The sequence below is a fragment of the Sulfurospirillum deleyianum DSM 6946 genome (genome assembly GCF_000024885.1).
Lineage (GTDB): Bacteria > Campylobacterota > Campylobacteria > Campylobacterales > Sulfurospirillaceae > Sulfurospirillum > Sulfurospirillum deleyianum.
In genome coordinates this window covers 198354-219515 of the sequence record NC_013512.1, presented here as the reverse complement: position 1 = coordinate 219515, position 21162 = coordinate 198354, and the positions used below count along the sequence as shown (strand labels likewise).

Below are 21162 nucleotides of genomic sequence, written 5' to 3'. Positions count from 1 at the left end.
CAACAAAGGAAAATAAGTATGTCTTTAATGATTACGGAAGAGTGTATTGCGTGCGATGCTTGTCGCGATGAATGTCCCAATGGAGCAATTGAAGAATCTGATCCTATTTATATTATTGATCCAGACGTCTGTACAGAATGTGTAGGACACTATGATGAACCTGCATGTATTTCAGTATGTCCTGTTGAATGTATTATTCCTGATCCAGATAATATTGAGAGCGTTGAAGAGTTAAAACTAAAATACGAACAGCTCAATAGCGATAATTAATGTCTAAACGTACGGCCATTATAGATATAGGTTCCAACTCTGCTAGAATGGCTATCTTTGAGAGAAGTAGCCGTTTTGCTTTCCATCTGATCAACGAAACAAAAGGTCGTGTACGAATTGGAGAAGGGGCGTATAACTTTGGTGGTGTCCTACAAGAACCCGCACTAAAAAGAGCCTTTAATACATTAGAAGAGTTTACTGCCATCATTCAGAGTTATCACTGTGAAAAAGTCTTTTGTATTGCCACATCAGCGCTTCGTGATGCACCTAACGCTTCTGTTCTTTTAAACCAAATTCGCCAAAATCTTCAACTTAATATCAAAATTATTGATGGAAAAAAAGAGGCGTATTATGGAGCGATTGGGGCGTTAAATTATCTAAGAGAACTTGATGAAGCCGTTACCATTGACATTGGCGGTGGTTCAACAGAACTTGCTAAAATCGAAAATGGTATTGTTGTCGATACCTTTTCTCTGAATATAGGAACAGTACGACTGAAAGAACTCTTTTTTGATAAAAAAGCTCCCCTAAACAGTATTCGACTCTTTATTGACACTTTGCTGGAAAAAATCCCTGAGCGGTTTACATGTAAAACCATCATTGGCATAGGTGGGACACTGCGTTCCCTCTCGAAAATCATTATGGAGAGAACGAATTACCCTCTTAAAACAGTCCATGGTTTTGAATATGCCTTAGAGGATCATAGGCCTTTCATTGATGCGATTGTGAATGCGGATGTTTTAGGATTGAAAGCATTGGGTGTTCGAAAAGACCGTTATGATACGATGCGAGAAGGATGTATTATTTTTCAATCCATTGCTAAAAAATTTATGGCAAATACTATCATTACCAGTGGTGCAGGAATTCGAGAAGGCGTCTATCTCTGTGATTTATTGCGTACAAACCATCATAAATTTCCCTCTAATTTCAAGCTAAGTCTTAGAAGTCTCAAAGATCGTTTTTCTCTAACGGAAAAAGAAAATCTTTCAATCAAACGTGTTGCTTTATCGCTTTTTGACGTCTTGCAACCTTTACATAACATGATGGAAACTTACAAATATGAGTTAGGTATAGCGTGTGAACTCTGTAATATTGGTATTAAACTTGGATTTTATCAAAATAATCTCCATAGCTTTTACTTTGTACTCAATAATCTTAACTATGGTTTTTCACACCAACAAAAGATTTTGATTGCAACACTTATTAAATACCAAAGTAATAAACTTCCTCTTGAAGAAGAAATTGCACCCTATAAAACCGTTCTCCCAGAACTTAAAACACTTAATTGGCTTAGCTTTTTACTATCCCTTGCCAAAACACTCAACCACGATATGAGCCAAGAGAAAATAGCTTTTCAGTACCAAAATCACACATTAACTATTGAAACAGATAAGAAGTTATTTCTTGCAAGAGAACATATTAAACAGATGGTAAAACCTGCATCATTTGCGATTATTATTAAGTAGTATCAAAAAGTGAGGTAAAGGGAAGAAGAGCGATTTCTTCTTCCCTAAGAGATTAAAACTTTTGACCAATAGTAAATTCAAATGACGCCTTCTCATCGCCACTTTTATCCATCACAGGTTGTGCAAAAATCAAACCAATCGGTCCAAGTGGTGAAATCCATTCAAGGGCAACACCTGTACCACCACGCTTAATATTAAGGTCATCTTCCCCGATCATACCATAATCAAAAAAGAGCGCTCCACGCATCTTAAGTCTCTCAACCAATGGGAAACTAAATTCAACGGTGTTGACAAACATGGTATTACCACCAATAAGTACATCTTTCCCTGGGATTTTTGGAGAGAGTGAGTTGGATTCATAACCACGAACGGTTCGAACACCACCCATATAAAACTTCTCACCAAAAGAGTATTTTTCATCAGCATCATCAATAGCAAGGTATTTAAATTGTGCTTTATAACGGAAAATCAAATCATAATCAATCACATCTTGTAAACCATAATAGTAAGCAAATTTATTAACACTGCTTGCAAACTTTTCATCACCACCTAATCCTGCAATTTCCAGCGTACTACTCGCTGAAATACCGCTACGTGGTAAATAATAATCATCTGTGTTATTAAAAGAGATACCAGGAACGACAGAACTTTTAATCGTTGTTTCATCTGTCCATAATATGTCTTTATAAGGTGTCAACTCGCTATCAAGCTCAGACAACTTATTTTGCTCAATAATATATCCCAGTGACACACCCCAGTGGCGTGCGATTTTACGTCCTAAGACCACATTAATTCCGTATCGCTCTTCATCGTAGTAATCAAAGTCGTTATCAGCGGCATAAATTCGACCACTGAGACTATACACAGAGTCAAATAAACGAGGATTTGAGAGTGAAATACCACCGTTTAATTCACTATCACTTCGCTCAACGTCAATGCCCGCTCTAAGACCTGAACCAAAAATGTTACCATCAGAAAGATTCGCACTTAACAAAAGACCATCAGAAGAGCCATAACCAATACCACCACCAATAGAACCTGTTGAAGCTTCTTTAACGTTGATAGCTAAATCCATCGAATTTTTACTTAAACGCTCTTCTTTAATCTCAACATCTTCAAAATAACCCGTTCGTTTTAACGCACTTTTGGTATCTGTGACATCTGTTCTGCGGTAGAGTTCACCATCAGCCAAATAAATTTCACGTCGTACCACTCTATCAATCGTTCGGCTATTTCCAGCAATACGTACACTATTGATATAAACCTTATCTCCAGGGAGAACGCGATACGTAATGTTAGCGACATGCTTTGTTTTATCGCTTTTAACATCAGGCATCACTTTCACAAAAGCGTATCCGAGGTCTGCTACTTTTGTTTCGATTAAGGTCATATCCTTACGTAATTTTGCAACGTTAAACACTTTACCATTTTGTAAAAACATCTCTTTTATCGTCTCTTGCGTATCAATAAATCCTTCTGGAATCTCAATCGCAATATCACCTATCGTATACTGTTCACCCTCACTGACACTGTAAACCAAATCAGCTGTATAACTGTCCATATACGTTTTTAAGAAGGGCTGACTCACTTTACAATCAAGATACCCTTTTTGCATGTAAGCATCTTTAATCCGTGCAGAATCATGTTCTAAATCATTCAATCTAAGTTTACCATCATTAAATCCCCACATCCAAGGAAGCCACTCTTCAGATTTATTGGCGATAGTAGGTTCTACATCATCATAATCTAAGGCTTTTGATCCACACAATGCCACATTTTTAATGACAACATTCTCACCACGGTTAATGATAAAATCAAGTGACGTTGAGAGCTTTTCATTTAAAGGTGCTGTTTTGACTTCAACCACGGTATCAAAATACCCTTTTTCTTCATAAAATTTTACGATTTTTTGTTTAGCAGATTCTGCTCTTTCAGGATCATACACTTCACCTTTTTTTACACCTGAGATTTTATGCATCTCTTCAACATCATTTTCACTAATTCCTGTGAAATCCACTTTAGCAATGACAGGTTTTTCTTTGACGTGCACCACCAAAGAACCTTCACCGCCATCTTCAATCCAGATATCTTCAAAATAGTTTTGTTTATAGAGTGTTTTAATGGCTTTATCGATCTTTTCCATATCAACAGAATCACCTGCTTTCATGTCGATCATTTCAGAAGCCATCTCAGGAGAGAGACGAATTAATCCATCAAACTGAATACTTTTCAACGGTACTGCGTACAAAGATGTTGCAACAATGAGAGACAGAGCAGTTATTTTTTTCATACTATTGAGCCCTAATGATAGAATAGAATTTTTAGATATTTTAAAATATAATACCATCTCTAGAATTAAGCGCCCATTAAAGGTATTTACAGCTTTTTGGAGCTTATCTTCAGGCTAAAAAAGGATTCAAAATGATAGTTGGAATTGTGGGATTAGGGTTAATGGGAGGCTCATTAGGATTAGCACTTCAAAATACAAAATTGGTCTCAAAAATTGTAGGGTTTGACCATAACCTTAGCCACTGTGAAGAAGCTCTTAGATTGGGGCTTGTCCATGAAATTGTCTCATTTAATGAAATTAAAACCTGCGATATTATCTTTCTAGCTATTCCTGTTGGAGGGATTATTAAAGCACTCCAAGAGCTCAAAGATGTTTCAGAAAAAACAACGATTATTGACTTAGGAAGTACGAAAGCAGAAATTCTTGATGCCGTTCCCCATAACATTCGACAAAATTTCATTGCTGCACATCCGATGACAGGTACAGAAAAATTTGGTCCTAGTGCTGCCATTCAAAATCTCTATCATGATAAAGTGGTTGTCCTATGCGATACAGATCAAAGTGGTGATTTACATAAAAATAGAGCTATTCAAATCTTCTCACATATTGGTATGAAAATTGTCTTTATGGATCCACACTCCCATGATGCCCATGCTGCTTTTATCTCACATCTTCCCCATGCGCTCAGTTATGCACTTGCCAACAGCGTTATGGGACAAGAAGACCCTAAGAGTATATTATTGCTCGCAGCAGGAGGATTTCGTGATATGAGTAGGATTGCCAAGAGTTCACCACAAATGTGGTCGAACATTTTTAAACAAAACAAACAAAATATTTTAAAATCCATTGAGATATTTGAAGAAGAGTTGCATAAATCAAAGAAAATGATGGAAGAAGAAGATTGGGAAGGGTTAGAATCGTGGATGAGTAAAGCGACGACACTGCACAAAATTTTATAATTATGCTTTACATGTAAACATGCCTTGCTATGTTTACATGTAAGCTTTTAACGCTTAATGACCACCAAATCTCACCAAAGCACTTGCCCATGTAAATCCGCCACCAAACGTATCTAAAAGCATTAAATCACCTTTTTTAATACGCCCTTGTTCATAAGCATCGTTCATTGCCATCGGAATAGAAGCTGCGGAAGTATTGCCATATTTGGCAACAGTCAGTACGGTTTTTTCAAGTGGAAATTCTAGTTTGGTACGTACCGCCTCAATAATACGTAGGTTTGCCTGATGTGGAATAAAATGATCTACATCAGAGACTTGTACATTATTTTTTTCCAAAATATCAATCACATCATTGGTCAGTGTTTTCACAGCGATTTTATAGACATCATTTCCCTGCATTTTAATAAAATTAAGTTTATTATCCAGTGTTTCTTGAGAACAAGGATATTTTGAACCACATCCTGGTGTCATCAAAAGTTCACCATAACGTCCATCTGCGGATGCATGAATATCCACAATGGCTTCATTTTTATCTTCCGTTCGACCAATAATCGCAGCCCCCGCACCATCACCAAATAAAATACACGTTCCTCGATCCGTATAATCAACAAGACTGCTAATTTTCTCAGCGCCAATAAGCAAAATATTTTTCTTCATTCCCGACTCAATAAAAGCCTTTGCCATAGAAAGCATATAGACAAATCCACTACATGCTGCACTGATATCAAATGCCATGACATTATGTATGCCAAGTTTTCCTGCAATCACACACGCTGTTGAAGGCATACACAAATAATCAGGGGAGAGTGTGGCACAGATAATTAAATCAATCTCTTCTTTAGCAATGCCCGCTCTTTCTATCGCTTGTTCTGCTGCTTTGACACCTAAATCACTCGTAGACTCATCTTCTGAAGCAATGCGTCTTTCTTTAATACCTGTACGTTTTTCAATCCATTCATCACTGGTTTCAACCATTTCTTCGAGATGAAAATTATTTAAAATGCGTTCAGGAGCATAAGCCCCAATGGATTTTAAAGATGCGTACACATGTTTCCTTTATAACTCTAGTTGTGCAAGTTTATTTTCAATGTCTGTATTGATGTTAGAGCTTGAAAAATTAATTGCTTGAAAAATGGCATTTTTAACGGCTTTAGCATTACTTTTACCATGACCAATAATCGCACAGCCATTAATACCAATCAGTGGAGCACCACCGTATTCAGCATAATCCACCTGCTTTTTAAGGACTGTAAATACCTTACGCATTAAAACTGCACCTGCAATGGCTAAGGGTGAACGTCTTACATTTTGTTTGATGATTTTCGTAATAGAATCTGCCACACCTTCACTGGTTTTCAGCAAAATATTACCGACAAATCCATCACACACAATGACATCAACTGAACCATCAAAAATATTATTACCTTCAACATTACCTACAAAGCTTTTGAGTTGTTTTAAAAGTAAAAAAGCCTCTTTCGTAATCTCATTTCCTTTGCTTTCTTCTTCTCCGTTAGAGAGAAGTCCAACTTTTGGATGAGCCACTTTTAGAATATCTTTGACATAAGCTTCGCCCATAACAGCAAACTGTGCCAAATGCTCAGCTTTACAATCCACATTAGCACCTACGTCTAATACAAGGCTCACTTTTCCGTTTACGGCTGTTGGCATAATGGTTGCTATAGCTGGACGTAAAACACCTTTGAGTCTTCCTATTCGAAGCGTTGCCAAGCTCATGGTTGCACCACTATGCCCCATAGAAACCACAGCATCAGCAACATTATCTTTTACTAAATCAACAGCTTTATAAATCGACGTCTCTTTTCGCTTAAGCGCATTGGTTGCTGCTTCATGCATATCTAGGACATCGGTTGATTCAATAAAAGAGACTCGATCTAAATATTCAGATGGAATAAGAGGTTTAAGAACAGATACGTTCCCGACAAGAAGTGCTTTGAACTCACGCTCTTTGAGCGCATGAAGGGTTCCTTCAACAATGGGAGCGGGACCGAAGTCTCCGCCCATCGCATCAACTGCTATTGTTAGCATCTTAGTTTTTATATTCGCCTGTTGTTTTGTTCACTCTATGAGGCATTTTCCATGTGCCATCACTATCTTTTACAGGCATAGGAAGTGTCACTTTGTAGTGAGTTCTTCTTTTTGCAGCTCTTGTTTTGCTTACACGTCTCTTAGGTACTGCCATTTTATTCTCCTTTTAATTGTTCACATTGTCCACAATAGTGGTAGTCACTTTTGAAAGCTTCAATCTCACTTTGTAACATCTCTGTTAAATCAATCGAACCATCAAAAAATTCTATCACATTTAAAAGTTCTTCACCTTCTTGATCTTGATAAAGACCTTCACTAGCAAAAACTTCAACACGCTCATTGACTGCTATATTAAAAGCCTCACCACAACGATCACATACATGTGCAAGAGTTCCCTCCATAACACCTGTGCATTTTACGAGTGAATGACCACTTTTAATAGCTTCTCCAGAAAATCTAATTTCATCCAAAGATGTTTCAAAATGAACCCCGTTTAAGGAGATTTTTTTGAATTCAATTTGCATCGGAATTAGTTAATCTCTCTTTGTGCAAAAAAGAAATTAATCTCAATTTTTGCATTTTCTAAACTGTCACTGCCATGAACAGCGTTCGCATCAATACTCTCTGCAAAATCTGCTCTGATTGTACCTTTTGCTGCTTCTTTAGGATTAGTTGCACCCATAAGATCACGGTTTTTAAGAACAGCATTTTCGCCTTCTAAAACCATAATAACAACTGGACCACTGATCATAAATTTAACCAAATCACCAAAGAAAGGTCTACTCGCATGTACTGCATAAAACGCTTCTGCATCTGCTTGGCTAAGTTGTACTTTTTTCATTGCAGCAATTCTTAAACCATTTGATTCAAATCTGTCAACAATTTTACCAATAACATTTTTAGCGACTGCATCTGGCTTGATAATGGATAATGTGCTCTCCACAATCTTCTCCTATATATAATTGAATTTCATAACTTTGTAGGGAATTAGAACGGGGGAGTATAGCAGAATTTTTTTTTAATATCAATTAAACGATTTTACTTTTAGGTAAAACAAAAGAGGGAAACTCCCTCCTTTGCTCTTTTTTACTCAGCACAAGGCGTTGTGCCTTTTCTCATATCCGCACTGATTTCATCACGGCTTGGTTGTCCAGGATATGGAGCATCCCATACGATACATCCTTCAGTTGGACATGCTTCAGCACATGCTGGTGCATCATGGTGACCTACACACTCAACACATTTATCTGCATAAACATAATAAATATCAGCACCTGTTGGGTTATCACTATCATCCACGATTGCCTCTACTGGACACTCATCAATACAGGCGCCACATGCGATACAAATATCTGTAATTTTTACTGCCATAATTTCTCCTTGAACTGGTATTTTTTACTAACTAAAAACTATATCGAAACAAAATTGAAATTGATATTAACCCAATTTGCTAGTTGAAAACTCAAAAATGACTTAATCTAACCTCTTTGAACAGGCACCATATTTTTCTGAATAGACTTTTTTTCAAAACCGTTTTGATAGCACTATTCTACACTCTCTTCATAGCATGAAAATAGCCTCAGTGCACAATGAGCACTTCACGCTTTTTCTCCTCTTCTGAATATTAAATTAACCTTTATAAGACACAATTAATCCTATTTAATCAAAATAGTTTTTACATTTTTCTATATAATTTCTTCGTCAATAAAATTTATTATTAAGGATTTTACATGTTAGTAACCAATAAAGCTCCAGATTTTACAGCAACCGCTGTTTTAGGTGACAATCAAATTGTTGATAACTTTAATCTTTATGAAAATCTAGGTTCAAAAGGTGCTGTTTTATTCTTTTACCCTTTAGATTTTACATTTGTTTGTCCGTCAGAAATTATTGCATTTGATAAAAGACTTGAAGAATTTACCAGCCGTGGTATCAATGTTATCTCTGTTTCTGTGGATTCACAATTTTCGCACTTTGCTTGGAAAAACACCCCTATCAATCAAGGCGGTATCGGACATGTACGTTTCCCTATGGTAGCAGATATTACCAAACAAATCTCACGTGATTATGATGTCCTTTTTAAAGAAGGTGTAGCACTCCGTGGTTCTTTCTTACTCGACAAAGATGGCACGATCAGACATGCAGTGATCAATGACTTGCCTTTGGGAAGAAATATTGATGAGATGATCCGTATGATTGACACCATGCTCTTTACCAATGAATACGGGGAAGTATGCCCAGCAGGATGGCAAAAAGGAGATCAAGGGATGAGAGCAAGTACAGAAGGTGTTGCAGATTATCTAGCAAACAATGCAGAAAAACTTTAATAGATTTTACAAGAGAAGGGAAAAACCCTTCTCTTGAAATCTACGATTTTTTAGAACACATCGGGCACGACGTGACACTCGCGATAATATCCATACGTTCAATTTTTACATTTTGGTTTTCTTCCAAACAATTTTGATACTGCAATAAATTTGCATCACAATCTACATCTTCTATCGCCCCACATCCTTGGCACACAATATGAATATGTGGTTTTGAATAGATGTCGTAACGCATCTTACCATCAGCAACATTCACTTCAATGACAACACCTTTTTCTTTAAGTGTCGCAATATTTTTATACACTGTTGCTAAAGACATAGACGGATTTTCTCTCCTAAGTGCCTCATACAAATCATCCATCGTCGGGTGTTTTTTTTGACCTAACTCTTTTAAAACGGAAATTCGCTGAGGTGTCGCTTTGAGATCTTTTGTTTTTAACATCTGAATAACATCATGCATTTTACACACCTCCTTTCAATTATTTTCGATATTATTCCATAATTACTATGAAATAAGATAAAAATAAATCAACTAATATTTTTTATTTATTAATAAATATCTTTTAGAATTTTATCGGCAATCTGTTGCGGGGTAATACCTAATCTCTCTTCAATCAAATGAGTTGCCCCATGAGTAATAAACGCATCCTCATATTCAAAGCTTTTTATCTTTACATATAACGTATATTTCTCTTTAAACGCAGAGAGTAAAGAACCTACGCCACCTATTTTAGCACTTTCACTGATGACGTACCATGTATCATACGACTCTTTTAAAGATAGGAGTAAAGCTTCATCCAGTGGCTTTGCAAATCGTAAATCCACAATACCAACCTCTATCCCTTTCTCTTCTAAAGCCTTCGCTACCACCAATGCCTTTCCCACACCATTCCCGTACCCCAAAATGATGTGACGACTTGTACCCTTTTTTAGTAACGCTGCCTTGCCATATTCATAAGGAAGAGGCATGGATGGCAGAGAAGGTAAAAAAGCACCTCTGGGATAACGAATCGCTATGGGACCTTGATGGTTATAGGCATATTCAAGCGCTGCATGCATACTTTGCTCATCACATGGTGCCATTAACGTCATATTAGGGATAGCACTTAAATAAGCAATGTCAAAAGCTCCTTGATGGGTTTCACCATCTTCTCCTACAATACCTGCTCTATCAATGGCAAAAACAACATTTAAATTCATAATACACGCATCATGAATCACTTGGTCGTACGCCCGTTGTAAAAATGTTGAATAAATACTAATGTAAGGTTTAAAACCCTCTTTTGCCATCGCACACATGGACGTTACGGCATGTTGTTCTGCAATAGCAACATCCCAAAAACGATTAGGATACGATTGAATCAAAGGACTTAATCCCGTGCCACTTGGCATTGCTGCTGTAACACCGACGACATTTTCATATTTCTTAGCCAATGCTATTAACGCTTCAGAATACATGGTCGTTGCGTTTTTCCCAACTCCTTGTTTAATTGCTTCGCCACTGGCAACATCAAAAGGTCCAACGCCATGCCATTTTTCATAATACCCCTCAGCCATCTCATACCCTTTTCCTTTAAGGGTCTGGGTATGAATAATCACAGGCTTTTTAAGACTACGTGCTGATTGCATCGCTCGAATCAAGCTCTCTACATCATGTCCGTCAATCGGTCCAATATAATCAATCCCTAACTCTTCAAACAAAATACCTGGTGTAATCAGTTTAAAGCCCTCTTCAAATTTCTTAGCCATATACGTAGCACTCTCTGGCAAATACTGCAAAATTTGTTCGGTTGTTTTTTTAATTTTTTGGTAAAACTCACCAGCCATCGCTTGGGATAAAAACTTGCTAATGGCTCCGATTGGCTTTGCAATACTCATTTTATTATCATTTAAAATAATCACCACTGGATAGCGTCTAAATCCTAATTCATTAAGCGCTTCATACACCATACCCGCACTTAAAGAACCATCACCAATCAATGCTACAGGCAGACGTTCAGACTGTTCATTTTTTAAGGCAATCGCTTTAGCTGCGCCAACGGCTAGAGAAATAGAGGTAGAACTATGCCCTGCGACAAAATAGTCATACGGTGATTCATCAGGTCGTGTATATCCACTAATGCCATCAAGTTCTCTTAACGTATCAAACCGTTCCCATCGATCGGTAATGAGTTTGTGCGTATAGGCTTGGTGACTCACATCAAAAATAAAAGGGTCTTTTTTGACATCAAAGACATAATGCATCGCAACAATCAATTCAACAGCCCCAATATTGCTACTAAGATGCCCTCCATTGTGGCTTACTGTCTCAATAATTTTTGTTCTAATTTGCTCACAATATACTTCTAATTCTTCAATAGAATATTCTTTTAATGTTTTCATGTCTTCCAATACTTCTTAATTTTCTTGTAGTAAATACTTCACTTTTTCTAAGCGCATCGCCAACGTTCCATCAAGATTTCCCACATCACTTAAGACCACCACACCACCAATTGCAACTGCGTCATCGGCTACAACTTTAATTTTTTCTTCATTGGCATAAAGTTCTTTAAGTGCTTCTACATCTTTAGGATGAACCCTTAGTTCAATTTTTAAAGCGTCCTTTACCTCTTGGAGCAAAGCTTTTGAGAGTGATGCTGCAACCTGAGAACTGGAAATATTCAACTCTTTTTTGATCACCTCTTTAGCAATTTCAAAAGCACTGACACTCATCTCTGTTTCAATGTGTCCTAATCTCTCATCAATCGTTTTATAAAGGGTATCAAGATGAGTGATAGATTTTAAATAACGTGATTTTGCTTCAGAAATGGCAAGTTCACTCTCCTCTTTTGCTTTTTGATATCCTTGATTATAGGCATTTTCACGCTCACGTTCAACCGCTTCAGTTAACCGTTTTAAAAAATCTTCTTCTTGCTTTTCAATTTGTATCTGAAGCTTAATGACATTGGATGTTAACTCATCCGTTTTTTTCAAAAGTTCCTCAATAAACTGACTCTGTCGTCCCTCTTCGATACGTGCGATAGAGACAATTTCATCCTTTATGGGTTCATTGACTTCCGCTTGTGCTGGATAGACTTCTTCTGTTACATGTAAAGGAACAGGATTTTCTACCGTACCCAATACTTTGAAGCGATACCGCTGTATAGAGTGTTCTTCTAAATTTTCTTTGACGATGATATTTTCAGTCATATTAACCTATCATTTCCTCGGCTTCACCAATTTGGAGAACACCTTGTTCTGCAAGTTTTTGAACCTCTTCAACAATTTTTCGTTGCGCTTCTTCCACATCTTTCACACGCACCGCACCTAAAAAATTCATCTCTTCCACAAAGGCTTCTTGCGCACGCTGAGACATATTATCAAAAAACTTTTGCTGCAATTCAGGAACAGCGCCTTTTAGGGCAACCATTAAATCTTTTTTATCGGCAACCTTAAGAATTTCACGCACAGAATTGCCATCTAATTTCATAATATCCTCAAACGTAAACATCATATCTTTAATAACAGAAGCGAGTTTTTCATCCGCTTGTTCAATGTACGCAATCGTCGTTTTAGAAGCTTTTTGACCTAAACGATTTAAGATTTCAGCCACAGCACGAGGACCACCCACTTCTACTTTATAAGACGTTAAGGACTCTAATTTATTTTCCAAAACGGCGGAAACACGTTTCACCACCGAAGGTGAAATCTCACCTAAATTTGCCATTCTAATGGTCACTTCACTGCGTATTTGATCAGGAAAATAGGAGAGGGTTTCAGCAGCACTACTTGGATCCATATGGGCTAAAATCAGTGCCACGGTTTGAGGATGCTCATTGATAATAAAATCACCTAACTGTTGAGGTTTAATTTGAGAGAGATAGCCAAAACTTTGAGAATTTTCCATCGATTTTGAGAGTTTATCTAAAATCTTTTGTGCTCCCTCCGCACCAAAAGTTCGGTATAAAATCTCTTTAGCATACTCCAAACCACCACTTCTAATATACTGGTTGGATTGCAAAATAACATAAAACTCTTCCAAAACAGCGTTAGCCACAGATTTATCAATATTTTTTGCCGTAGCAATGTGCTTTGAAATATCCGTGACAACATCAATTTCCATATGTGAAAAAAGATTGGCTGTTGCATCTTCACCTAACTGAATCAGCAAAATAGCTGATTTTTCAGACATTGTCAGTTCATTGTAAAGTGTTTTTTGCTCTTCTGTGAGTTTCATTATCCAATATCCCTTGCGCTATTTCTTCCCTCAAATTCACCTTCATTGCGTATCATGGATTGAATGATACTTGCAAAATCCTCACTTTTCTCATCGGCAATGTGCTTGAGTTTTTCCAAAAGAACATCATATTTTAACGCTTCTTCATTGAAATCTTGACCAATACCTAATTGGTCTTCTACTTTCTTGCGTGCCTCTTTAAATTTCTCTAAGGTATCTTCAACACTCTCATCTTCTAATTTAATCGGTTCAACCTCATCCTCAAAATCATCCAACTTTGTTTCGACCATTTTTTGACTGAAAGGAAGAATAACTTTTTTATAAAAAATAAATAATAAACCAGCCACAAGAATGTATTTAAGTAAAGGTGTTAATTTGATAAGGTAACTTAAAACCTCCTCCATAAAACTTTTGGGAGGAACCCTTGTTCCATCACTAGAGAGGGGTTTAAACTCTAAATTACTGACAGTAACTTCATCTCCACGTGTAGCGTTGTACCCTACTGTTTGTCTTACAACATCACGGATAGCATCCATCTGCTCTTTGCTTAAAGGAAAATACTCCAACTCATTTTTTTTATTACCATCGGCATCAAGACCGTATTTATACGTACCATCAACCACAACAGCAGCCGTTAAGCGTTTGATTTTGGCAAACTCATCTTTAGAATTAACCACTTTTTTAGAAATCTCATAATTTGTGGTTGTCGAACTTTTTTGATACGTTTCACCTTTTTTAGTACTCTCTAAGCCTTGAACAGGTCCAATGTTACTAATCGCCCCTGGTACGCCACCGACGTCTTGAGGCTCTTTTCCTTCACGTTTCTCTTCCACACTCTGTTCGCTTCTAGGAACAGAATTGGGGTCATACACCTCACTGACATAATCTTGTTGTGAAAAATCAAAATCAATCGTCACTTTCGCATTGACCTTATCCACGCCACCAATCACAGGCGCTAGAACATTAATAATTTTTTGCTCAATATTATGCTCAAACTCTTTTTTATAGCGTATTTGACTCTTAACGAGTTCGCCTTGAAAAAGATTGCTCTCTTCATCCCCTAAAGGTTCTCCATCTTGATTGACGATAGAGACATTTTCTGCGGGGAGATTGGCAATGGAGGCGGCAACAAGATTTCGAATACCTACGATTTGTTTCACAGAAAGTGCCATACCTTGTCTAATATTCAGCACAATAGACGCAGTAGCAGGTACTTGCTTTTGAGCAAAGACACTCTCTTTAGGAATGGCAATATGCACACTGGCATTAGCGATAGGTCCTAAGCTTTCTATGGTGCGCGCTAACTCACCTTCTAGTGCCCTAATGTATTTGATTTTTTGTTCAAAATCGGTTGCACCAAATTCAGTTTTATCAAAAATTTCAAAACCAACTTTGCTGTTTTTTGGGATACCAAGCGCTGCAATAGCAATACGTTGCTTATGCACCATATCATTTGGTACTGCAATCGTTCCTTCATCGAGTACTTTATAAGGTACTTTATCTTTTTCAAGCTGTTGAATAATCAACGCCGAATCGCCCGCTGTTGTTTTCTCAAATAAAATTGTATAACCACTCATGGAAGAGGAGCTGGTATTTTTATACAACATTAAAAACACAAGAAAACCAATTAAAACAACAATGGAGACTGCTGAAACAATTTTTTGACGTAAGGTCAAGTTTTGAATCAATGTTGCAATTTGATTTAAAAGTGTTTTAAAATCCATCTTTGATTCTCTTACATGTAAAGTGTTTTAAACGATTCAAAAAAGCGTGCGTTTTGCTCAGGCGTTCCTATCGTTACTCGAATAGCATTCATTCCATAAGAGCCTAAATTCCTCACGATTATACCTTTTTCCATCAGTTTTTGCGCTATCTCAGCACTCTTTTTATCCTTATCAAATGTAAACACAATAAAATTGGTATAACTCTCAATAATCTCAAAGCCCAATTCTTTTGCAAAGGCTTCATACGCTTTCATTTGCTCAAAATTTTCTCTCACGGATGCTTCGACAAAGGACTCGTCACTTAACGCAACAATCGCTGCTTTGAGAGTAAGATTAGTGATATTAAATGGGGCTCGAAGTTTTAAGAGTGCTTTAATAACTTCAGGCTGAGCAATACCATATCCACAACGCATCCCTCCTAATCCATAGGCTTTAGAAAACGTTCCTGTATAAAGCGTATTGGGATATTTCGCGATAATATCACTAGGAATAATTTTTTTAGCTGAATCTTTAAAACTCGCATACTCCTGATACGCCCCATCAATAATCACCAACGTTTCAGGACTAATTTCATCCAAAAAGGCGTACACATCTTTTGTGTCCACACACTCTCCTAGTGGATTATTGGGAATACACAATATAATAATCGCAACATCTTTATTTGCTTTGTAGAGTTCAAGCATCTGAGCTAAATCGTGCTGTGCTGAAGCCGTTTTTAAAACTTTACCACCTGTTTGAAGGGTATAAATTTCATACATCGCAAAGGTAATACCTGCCATTAAGACTTTAGAAGAGGGATTTGATTTGGCATGAATCGCAAACTCAATCACTTGATCACTGCCTGAGCCAATAATCACATTCTCGTCATGAACGCCAAATTTAGTCGCCAATGCCCCTTTGAGTTCATACATACTATCATCAGGATAGAGATTCATTTTTGAGGCTTCCTCGCGTACAGCTTCAATCACTTTTAGACTACATCCTCTTGGATTTTCATTGCTCGCAAGTTTAATCACATCCTTTGCTTCAATACCATACTCTCGCACCACTAGCTCAATAGGTTTCCCTGCTTCATAAAGTTTTAGTTGATCTAACACCGCATTAAATTGCATTTTTTATTCTCCACAAATATAGCTGCCAAGCCATTTAATATCATATTTATCTCTATTTTCCTCAATCACTTTTTGAACATTTTCATCGTCAATATGCCCTTCAAAATCCATATAAAAAATAGACTGAAATCCTTTTTCTTTCGTAGGACGTGACTCAATTTTAGTTAAATTAACTTTTTGATTTTGAAAGGTTTGTAAAAATTCAACCAAACCACCAGGTTTATCATCCGTCTTTGCTAGAATGGAGGTTTTATTGTGAATCCCTTTTTTATTTTTAAAATCACTCAAAATGAGAAAGCGTGTTTGATTGGCAAGATTGTCCTCAATTTTTTCAAATAAAACAGGAAGATTGCATAATTTTGCTGCGATATGCGAACAAATGGCTGCGGCGTCATGATCCACACTTGCTTTTCGTGCTGCCTCTGCGGTGGATTTGGTAGGAATAAATTCCACACCTAAAAGCATATGCTCTTCTAAAAAGTGACGGCACTGATTGTATCCTTGAGGATGAGAATAGATGCGTTTGATTTTTTTAATATCTTCACACACGGTCGCAAAAGAGTGATGAATATCCATGTACAGTTCTGCAACAATCTTGGAATTAAATTTTCCCAAACAATCCAGCGTTGTACCCACGGCACCTGCGGTATTGTTTTCTACGGGAACGACACCATACTTTGCTTCACCATTTTCTAGCACATGAAATACCGCTTCAATGGAACTAAGCTCAATATAACTACCCATTGCTCCAAAGCGGCTCTCTGCGGCTTGATGGGTATAGCTTCCCTCTGGCCCCATAAAAGCAATCTTCTCAGGAAATTCAAGATTTCGACTGACAGCAAACACTTCTAAAAAGATTGCATCAATCGCCTTTTCATTTAAAACACCATGATTCAAAGATTTTAAGCGATCCAAAATCTCTTTTTCTCTCTCAGGTCGATAAATCGCTGTTCCACTCGTTTGTTTTACTTTGCCAATCTCTCTCACGAGTTCCATACGCTCGTTTAAGAGTTTTAAGATACGATCATCAATCCCATCAATCGCTTTTCGATACTCTTCTATTGTTTGCATGTTACACCCTTTATCTGCCCAATATCTGCTACAACAGCGTCTAAAGACTCTTTTACATGTAAAACTTCTTCTTCTCTTTGGCATTTACCACTTAGGACTAAAATAGTTTTCATCCCTAGCGCCTTCGCTCCGATGAGATCACCAATGGCATCATCGCTGATAATCGTCACTGCCTCAAAATCTTTCGTAAAACCTTGTGCTTCTAAAAGCTTCAACGCTTCTGTGTAAAAGAGTGTGCTAGGTTTTCCCACCACACTGTATTCTGCGCCTGTTGCATAGGAAAGCATCTGTAAAATTGCTCCAACACCTGGAAAACGGCGTTTATCTTTGGCATAAATACTTGTCGCATGCATTCCCACAATTTTTGCGCCACCTAGAACTAATTCTATCATGCTGGCATAATCATTGGCATCAAAATCTTTTTTACTCGCAATCACAATCGCCTCAGGATTTTTCGCATCTTGCTCATACCCTAACTTCTCCATAACATCCACAAATTCTTGCGCACCAAAACTTCGAATAGCTTTTACATGTAAGACTTTCTCTAACGCCATAAAAGGGTCAAGATAGTGTCCTTGTGGAATAGAAAAGCCTAAATGATTTAAGAAATCATGAAACTCTTGACTAGGAATTTTGGTGTTGTTGGTAATGACCACATACGGAATATTCGCCCTATTAAGCGCGTCAATAAACTCAATCGCCCCTTTAATCGGCTTCTTTTGCACATCATCAATCAATGTACCTTGCACATCAATAAAATAACTCATAGGTACTCTTTCTCCAATGCAATCACATCTTCAAATGTCTCACGTCTGCGAATCAAACGATCTTCGCCATTTTCAAGGGCGACTTCTGCCACACGCATACGGGTATTGTAATTACTACTCATGGTAAATCCATACGCCCCTGCACTTTTTACCACCAAAATATCATCGTGCTCTAAAGCGGGAAGTTCAATATTTTTAGCCAAAAAGTCACCGCTTTCACATACAGGACCTACCACATCACAGAGACTTTTTTCAGTCCCCTCTTTTCCTTCAACCTCAATGGCATGATACGCTTGATAAAGGCTTGGTCGAATCAAGTCGTTCATCGCTCCATCCACAATGACAAAACGCTTAAATCCATTATATTTTTCATACAAAACTTTGGTAAGAAAGTAGCCACAATCTCCCACTAAATAACGTCCAGGTTCACATACAAGGGTGACATCTAAGCCTCCTAATGCAGCAAAAATGGATTGAGCATAGTCATAAAGCGCAATCGTCTCTTCTTCTTTGTACTGGATACCAATACCACCACCCACATCAAAAAATTTAATATCAATTTTAAGGGCTTTTAAATTGCGTACCAAATTGGCTAAAACGTCTGCTGCTTCTTTAAAGGGATTGACATCTGTAATTTGACTGCCAATATGAAAGTGAATGCCGACTGGATCAAGTGAAGCGCTATTTTTCGCATGAATGTACATACGCTTCGCACTTTCAATATCCACGCCAAATTTATTTTCATGCAAACCTGTTGAGATATACGGATGGGTTTTAGGGTCAATGTTTGGATTGACACGAATGCTAATACGTGCAACAACACCTAATTTTTGAGCTATGATTTCCACACGCTTCATCTCTTCTTCGCTTTCAAGATTAAGCATTAAAATATCATTGCGAAGGGCTTCTTCAATCTCATCGTCCCTTTTACCCACACCACTAAAAATAATTTTATACTTAGGAATCCCCGCCAAAAGCGCTCGTTTGACTTCCCCAATGGAGACACAATCACATCCTGCACCTAAATGCGCCATATGTTTTAACACTGAAAGATTTGAATTGGATTTTACCGCAAAACAAATAAGCGATTTACGTGCTTTGAAAACATCCTTAAGAGCGGAAAATTTATGTGTGATACTATCAAAATCATAGAGATAAAGCGGTGTGCCATATGTGTGTGCTAATGCTGAGAATTTCGTCATTTTAAACCTTATGAGAGATAACAATAATTGTTTATTCTATCAAAAAGTTAAACAAAAAATAATTAAAAGGCTCTTACGCTCGTTTGACATAAAAATATAGTGCGATAAAAGCAAGCATGACAATCGGTAAGAAAATAGCAATTTCTGGAATTAAGACACTATTAATCGCTAAACGACTCAACAAGAAGAGTGAACTCCAGACCAATAAAGTGACAAAAGCAAATGAGGAGGCTACCAATGCCGTATTGAAGTAACGTCCCATCAAAGGGGCATTATAAAAAAGAATGACACTTAAAAAAGGAGCAAAAAAGGGGAAAAAAAGCTGATAAAAAAGGGTTGATTTAATTTTGCTGGTATTCACACCTTGTGTTTCAAAAAAACGTAAAGCATCAATGCCATCACGAATGGAGAGAGAAAAATCACTTTGATACACATTGTCCATAATTTTTGGTTTAAAATTTTTCATGGCTTGAAGCGTTTCTTGTTTTTCTATCCAAAAACCTTTATCATCTAAAGAAGTGATAGAGGGTTTATGCGTAATTTCAACCTCTTTGAGCCACCAAACATCCTTCACAAAAGAGGCCATTTTTGCACGAATAATACGCTTAACATCCGCACTTTCGACATCAAAAATCGTTACATCATAGGCAACTTGTTTGAGAGGGTCTAATTTTTTAAAATAGACATATTGCTGGTCATGTTTGATAAATAAATCTTCAGAACTATTTGAAATACGATTGTACTTTTTCAAGTTAGAGCCATACTCATACGCATAGGCAAACTCGGTGTAATTGAGTCCTATATGCAAAAGACTCAACACCAATGCGACACCAAAAAGAGGACGAACCAGCGCTTTTTTCGTAATACTCGAAGCATACATACAAATCAATTCATTGGTTTTAAGCATCGCAAAATACGTAACAATCATGGCAAAAACGATGGAGAGCGGTAAAACATAATTAATAGCACTCATCGCTTGAAAAAGAGCATACAAAATCTGTAAATTCGCTGAATCAGGGATATTTTTATAGTTGGTGAGCAGATCAACACCCACATAGAATAAATCCAATCCGATAAAAATAACAAGAAAATTTTTGAGATAGTTTTTAATAATATATGTCTCAAAAAGTTTCATACTTTATCCTTATCACATAGCGTTTGTTTAAGAGCATAGTGTAACGCAACTTCTTTTAAATCCTCTTTCAACAAAGCCATCACACTTCTTTTTACATGTAAAAGCAGTGCGGGTAAAGCTTCCCTCTGACACGCCGAAAAATCCGAAAGCACATATTTGGCAACATCACTTTTATGCGTGGGTTTTCCAATCCCAATGCGAACCCGTATATACTCACTACCCATATGTGCATCAATCGAGCGAAGTCCATTGTGCCCTCCGTGTCCTCCACCTATTTTGAAACGAAGGGTTCCAAAAGGAAGGTCTAAATCGTCATGAATCACAATAATTTGCTCAGGTTTAAAATAATCACTCACCGCACGAACACTCTCACCTGAGAGATTCATATACGTATTAGGTTTCAGTAGTAATATTGAAGGGGCTTTGAACAATTCACCCTTAAAAGCAGTTTTGGAAATTTTTTCAGCAAGAGGATGGTCATCGAGTAAAGCATCGATGACCATAAAACCAACATTATGTCGGTTATTTTTATATTGGAAGTCAGGATTTCCTAATCCAACAATCAGTGTCATTA

22 protein-coding genes are annotated in these 21162 nt (G+C 37.3%); 4 read left to right on the top strand and 18 right to left on the bottom strand.

The features are described 5' to 3' along the window. Nucleotides 1-18 precede the first annotated feature (18 nt). Both SDEL_RS01195 and SDEL_RS01190 read left to right on the top strand, forming a co-directional pair. Nucleotides 19-270, top strand: coding sequence for a YfhL family 4Fe-4S dicluster ferredoxin (locus tag SDEL_RS01195; protein ID WP_012856037.1), 252 nt, complete (start codon nucleotides 19-21; stop codon nucleotides 268-270). Continuing rightward, complete coding sequence (locus SDEL_RS01190; protein ID WP_012856036.1) at nucleotides 270-1736, top strand: Ppx/GppA phosphatase family protein; 1467 nt, start codon at nucleotides 270-272, stop codon at nucleotides 1734-1736. Before SDEL_RS01195 ends, SDEL_RS01190 begins: the two co-directional genes overlap by 1 nt. 52 nt (nucleotides 1737-1788) lie before the next feature. Here the strand turns inward: SDEL_RS01190 and bamA are convergent, their stop codons facing one another. Next, nucleotides 1789-4026, bottom strand: coding sequence for an outer membrane protein assembly factor BamA (bamA, locus tag SDEL_RS01185; protein WP_012856035.1), 2238 nt, complete (start codon nucleotides 4024-4026; stop codon nucleotides 1789-1791). A 131-nt stretch (nucleotides 4027-4157) separates the two neighbouring features. Here bamA and SDEL_RS01180 point away from each other — a divergent pair, with 131 nt between their 5' ends. Then, nucleotides 4158-4985 (top strand): prephenate dehydrogenase, encoded by an 828-nt coding sequence (locus SDEL_RS01180; RefSeq protein WP_012856034.1) that lies wholly within the window; start codon nucleotides 4158-4160, stop codon nucleotides 4983-4985. 54 nt (nucleotides 4986-5039) lie between these two features. Here the strand turns inward: SDEL_RS01180 and SDEL_RS01175 are convergent, their stop codons facing one another. From SDEL_RS01175 to SDEL_RS01150, 6 genes are all read right to left on the bottom strand, one after another. After that, a complete protein-coding gene (locus SDEL_RS01175) occupies nucleotides 5040-6032 on the bottom strand; it encodes a beta-ketoacyl-ACP synthase III (protein WP_012856033.1) in 993 nt (330 codons plus the stop codon). A gap of 9 nt (nucleotides 6033-6041) precedes the next feature. Continuing rightward, the gene (plsX, locus tag SDEL_RS01170; protein WP_012856032.1) at nucleotides 6042-7034 is read right to left on the bottom strand and encodes a phosphate acyltransferase PlsX; all 993 of its coding nucleotides are present in this window, start codon (nucleotides 7032-7034) and stop codon (nucleotides 6042-6044) included. Nucleotide 7035: 1 nt separating this feature from the next. Continuing rightward, nucleotides 7036-7188 carry a 50S ribosomal protein L32 gene (gene rpmF / locus SDEL_RS01165; RefSeq protein ID WP_012856031.1) on the bottom strand — a complete coding sequence of 51 codons (153 nt, stop codon included), beginning with the start codon at nucleotides 7186-7188 and terminating at the stop codon, nucleotides 7036-7038. A gap of 1 nt (nucleotide 7189) precedes the next feature. Beyond that, nucleotides 7190-7558, bottom strand: a complete 369-nt coding sequence (locus SDEL_RS01160; protein WP_012856030.1) for a DUF177 domain-containing protein — start codon at nucleotides 7556-7558, stop codon at nucleotides 7190-7192. Nucleotides 7559-7563: 5 nt separating this feature from the next. Continuing rightward, nucleotides 7564-7977, bottom strand: a complete 414-nt coding sequence (gene ndk / locus SDEL_RS01155; RefSeq protein ID WP_012856029.1) for a nucleoside-diphosphate kinase — start codon at nucleotides 7975-7977, stop codon at nucleotides 7564-7566. Between the two features lie 143 nt (nucleotides 7978-8120). Beyond that, on the bottom strand, nucleotides 8121-8405 hold the full coding sequence (locus SDEL_RS01150) for a DUF362 domain-containing protein (RefSeq protein WP_012856028.1): 285 nt from the start codon (nucleotides 8403-8405) through the stop codon (nucleotides 8121-8123). Between the two features lie 359 nt (nucleotides 8406-8764). Here SDEL_RS01150 and SDEL_RS01145 point away from each other — a divergent pair, with 359 nt between their 5' ends. Beyond that, nucleotides 8765-9361, top strand: a complete 597-nt coding sequence (locus SDEL_RS01145) for a peroxiredoxin (protein WP_012856027.1) — start codon at nucleotides 8765-8767, stop codon at nucleotides 9359-9361. A gap of 40 nt (nucleotides 9362-9401) precedes the next feature. Here the strand turns inward: SDEL_RS01145 and SDEL_RS01140 are convergent, their stop codons facing one another. From SDEL_RS01140 to pth, 11 genes are all read right to left on the bottom strand, one after another. Further along, nucleotides 9402-9821 carry a Fur family transcriptional regulator gene (locus SDEL_RS01140; RefSeq protein WP_012856026.1) on the bottom strand — a complete coding sequence of 140 codons (420 nt, stop codon included), beginning with the start codon at nucleotides 9819-9821 and terminating at the stop codon, nucleotides 9402-9404. Nucleotides 9822-9910: 89 nt separating this feature from the next. Then, on the bottom strand, nucleotides 9911-11743 hold the full coding sequence (gene dxs / locus SDEL_RS01135) for a 1-deoxy-D-xylulose-5-phosphate synthase (protein ID WP_012856025.1): 1833 nt from the start codon (nucleotides 11741-11743) through the stop codon (nucleotides 9911-9913). Nucleotides 11744-11758: 15 nt separating this feature from the next. After that, entirely contained in the window at nucleotides 11759-12550 is a 792-nt protein-coding gene (gene fliH / locus SDEL_RS01130; protein WP_012856024.1) for a flagellar assembly protein FliH, read from the bottom strand. A gap of 1 nt (nucleotide 12551) precedes the next feature. Continuing rightward, nucleotides 12552-13580 (bottom strand): flagellar motor switch protein FliG, encoded by a 1029-nt coding sequence (fliG, locus tag SDEL_RS01125; RefSeq protein WP_041666207.1) that lies wholly within the window; start codon nucleotides 13578-13580, stop codon nucleotides 12552-12554. Then, on the bottom strand, nucleotides 13577-15301 hold the full coding sequence (gene fliF, locus SDEL_RS01120; RefSeq protein ID WP_012856022.1) for a flagellar basal-body MS-ring/collar protein FliF: 1725 nt from the start codon (nucleotides 15299-15301) through the stop codon (nucleotides 13577-13579). Before fliF ends, fliG begins: the two co-directional genes overlap by 4 nt. Nucleotides 15302-15312: 11 nt before the next feature. Next, a complete protein-coding gene (gene hisC, locus SDEL_RS01115) occupies nucleotides 15313-16413 on the bottom strand; it encodes a histidinol-phosphate transaminase (protein ID WP_012856021.1) in 1101 nt (366 codons plus the stop codon). Between the two features lie 3 nt (nucleotides 16414-16416). After that, entirely contained in the window at nucleotides 16417-17484 is a 1068-nt protein-coding gene (gene pheA / locus SDEL_RS01110; RefSeq protein WP_012856020.1) for a prephenate dehydratase, read from the bottom strand. Then, a complete protein-coding gene (locus SDEL_RS01105; RefSeq protein WP_012856019.1) occupies nucleotides 17472-18251 on the bottom strand; it encodes an HAD-IIA family hydrolase in 780 nt (259 codons plus the stop codon). Before SDEL_RS01105 ends, pheA begins: the two co-directional genes overlap by 13 nt. Beyond that, the gene (gene lysA / locus SDEL_RS01100) at nucleotides 18248-19453 is read right to left on the bottom strand and encodes a diaminopimelate decarboxylase (protein WP_012856018.1); all 1206 of its coding nucleotides are present in this window, start codon (nucleotides 19451-19453) and stop codon (nucleotides 18248-18250) included. The genes SDEL_RS01105 and lysA overlap by 4 nt, the downstream gene beginning before the upstream one ends. A 73-nt stretch (nucleotides 19454-19526) precedes the next feature. Further along, nucleotides 19527-20588: an LptF/LptG family permease gene (locus SDEL_RS01095; protein ID WP_012856017.1), complete on the bottom strand. Its 1062-nt coding sequence runs from the start codon at nucleotides 20586-20588 to the stop codon at nucleotides 19527-19529. Further along, entirely contained in the window at nucleotides 20585-21160 is a 576-nt protein-coding gene (pth, locus tag SDEL_RS01090) for an aminoacyl-tRNA hydrolase (protein ID WP_012856016.1), read from the bottom strand. Before pth ends, SDEL_RS01095 begins: the two co-directional genes overlap by 4 nt. Nucleotides 21161-21162 lie beyond the last annotated feature (2 nt).

Coding starts and splice junctions, on each gene's coding strand:
- SDEL_RS01160 (WP_012856030.1), bottom strand. CDS start 7,558: ATGCAAATTGAATTCAAAAAAATCTCCTTAAACGGGGTTCATTTTGAA.
- fliH (WP_012856024.1), bottom strand. CDS start 12,550: ATGACTGAAAATATCATCGTCAAAGAAAATTTAGAAGAACACTCTATA.
- SDEL_RS01190 (WP_012856036.1), top strand. CDS start 270: ATGTCTAAACGTACGGCCATTATAGATATAGGTTCCAACTCTGCTAGA.
- SDEL_RS01095 (WP_012856017.1), bottom strand. CDS start 20,588: ATGAAACTTTTTGAGACATATATTATTAAAAACTATCTCAAAAATTTT.
- SDEL_RS01145 (WP_012856027.1), top strand. CDS start 8,765: ATGTTAGTAACCAATAAAGCTCCAGATTTTACAGCAACCGCTGTTTTA.
- hisC (WP_012856021.1), bottom strand. CDS start 16,413: ATGCAATTTAATGCGGTGTTAGATCAACTAAAACTTTATGAAGCAGGG.
- lysA (WP_012856018.1), bottom strand. CDS start 19,453: ATGACGAAATTCTCAGCATTAGCACACACATATGGCACACCGCTTTAT.
- SDEL_RS01105 (WP_012856019.1), bottom strand. CDS start 18,251: ATGAGTTATTTTATTGATGTGCAAGGTACATTGATTGATGATGTGCAA.
- plsX (WP_012856032.1), bottom strand. CDS start 7,034: ATGCTAACAATAGCAGTTGATGCGATGGGCGGAGACTTCGGTCCCGCT.
- dxs (WP_012856025.1), bottom strand. CDS start 11,743: ATGAAAACATTAAAAGAATATTCTATTGAAGAATTAGAAGTATATTGT.
- pth (WP_012856016.1), bottom strand. CDS start 21,160: ATGACACTGATTGTTGGATTAGGAAATCCTGACTTCCAATATAAAAAT.
- SDEL_RS01150 (WP_012856028.1), bottom strand. CDS start 8,405: ATGGCAGTAAAAATTACAGATATTTGTATCGCATGTGGCGCCTGTATT.
- SDEL_RS01195 (WP_012856037.1), top strand. CDS start 19: ATGTCTTTAATGATTACGGAAGAGTGTATTGCGTGCGATGCTTGTCGC.
- SDEL_RS01140 (WP_012856026.1), bottom strand. CDS start 9,821: ATGCATGATGTTATTCAGATGTTAAAAACAAAAGATCTCAAAGCGACA.
- pheA (WP_012856020.1), bottom strand. CDS start 17,484: ATGCAAACAATAGAAGAGTATCGAAAAGCGATTGATGGGATTGATGAT.
- bamA (WP_012856035.1), bottom strand. CDS start 4,026: ATGAAAAAAATAACTGCTCTGTCTCTCATTGTTGCAACATCTTTGTAC.
- SDEL_RS01180 (WP_012856034.1), top strand. CDS start 4,158: ATGATAGTTGGAATTGTGGGATTAGGGTTAATGGGAGGCTCATTAGGA.
- rpmF (WP_012856031.1), bottom strand. CDS start 7,188: ATGGCAGTACCTAAGAGACGTGTAAGCAAAACAAGAGCTGCAAAAAGA.
- fliF (WP_012856022.1), bottom strand. CDS start 15,301: ATGGATTTTAAAACACTTTTAAATCAAATTGCAACATTGATTCAAAAC.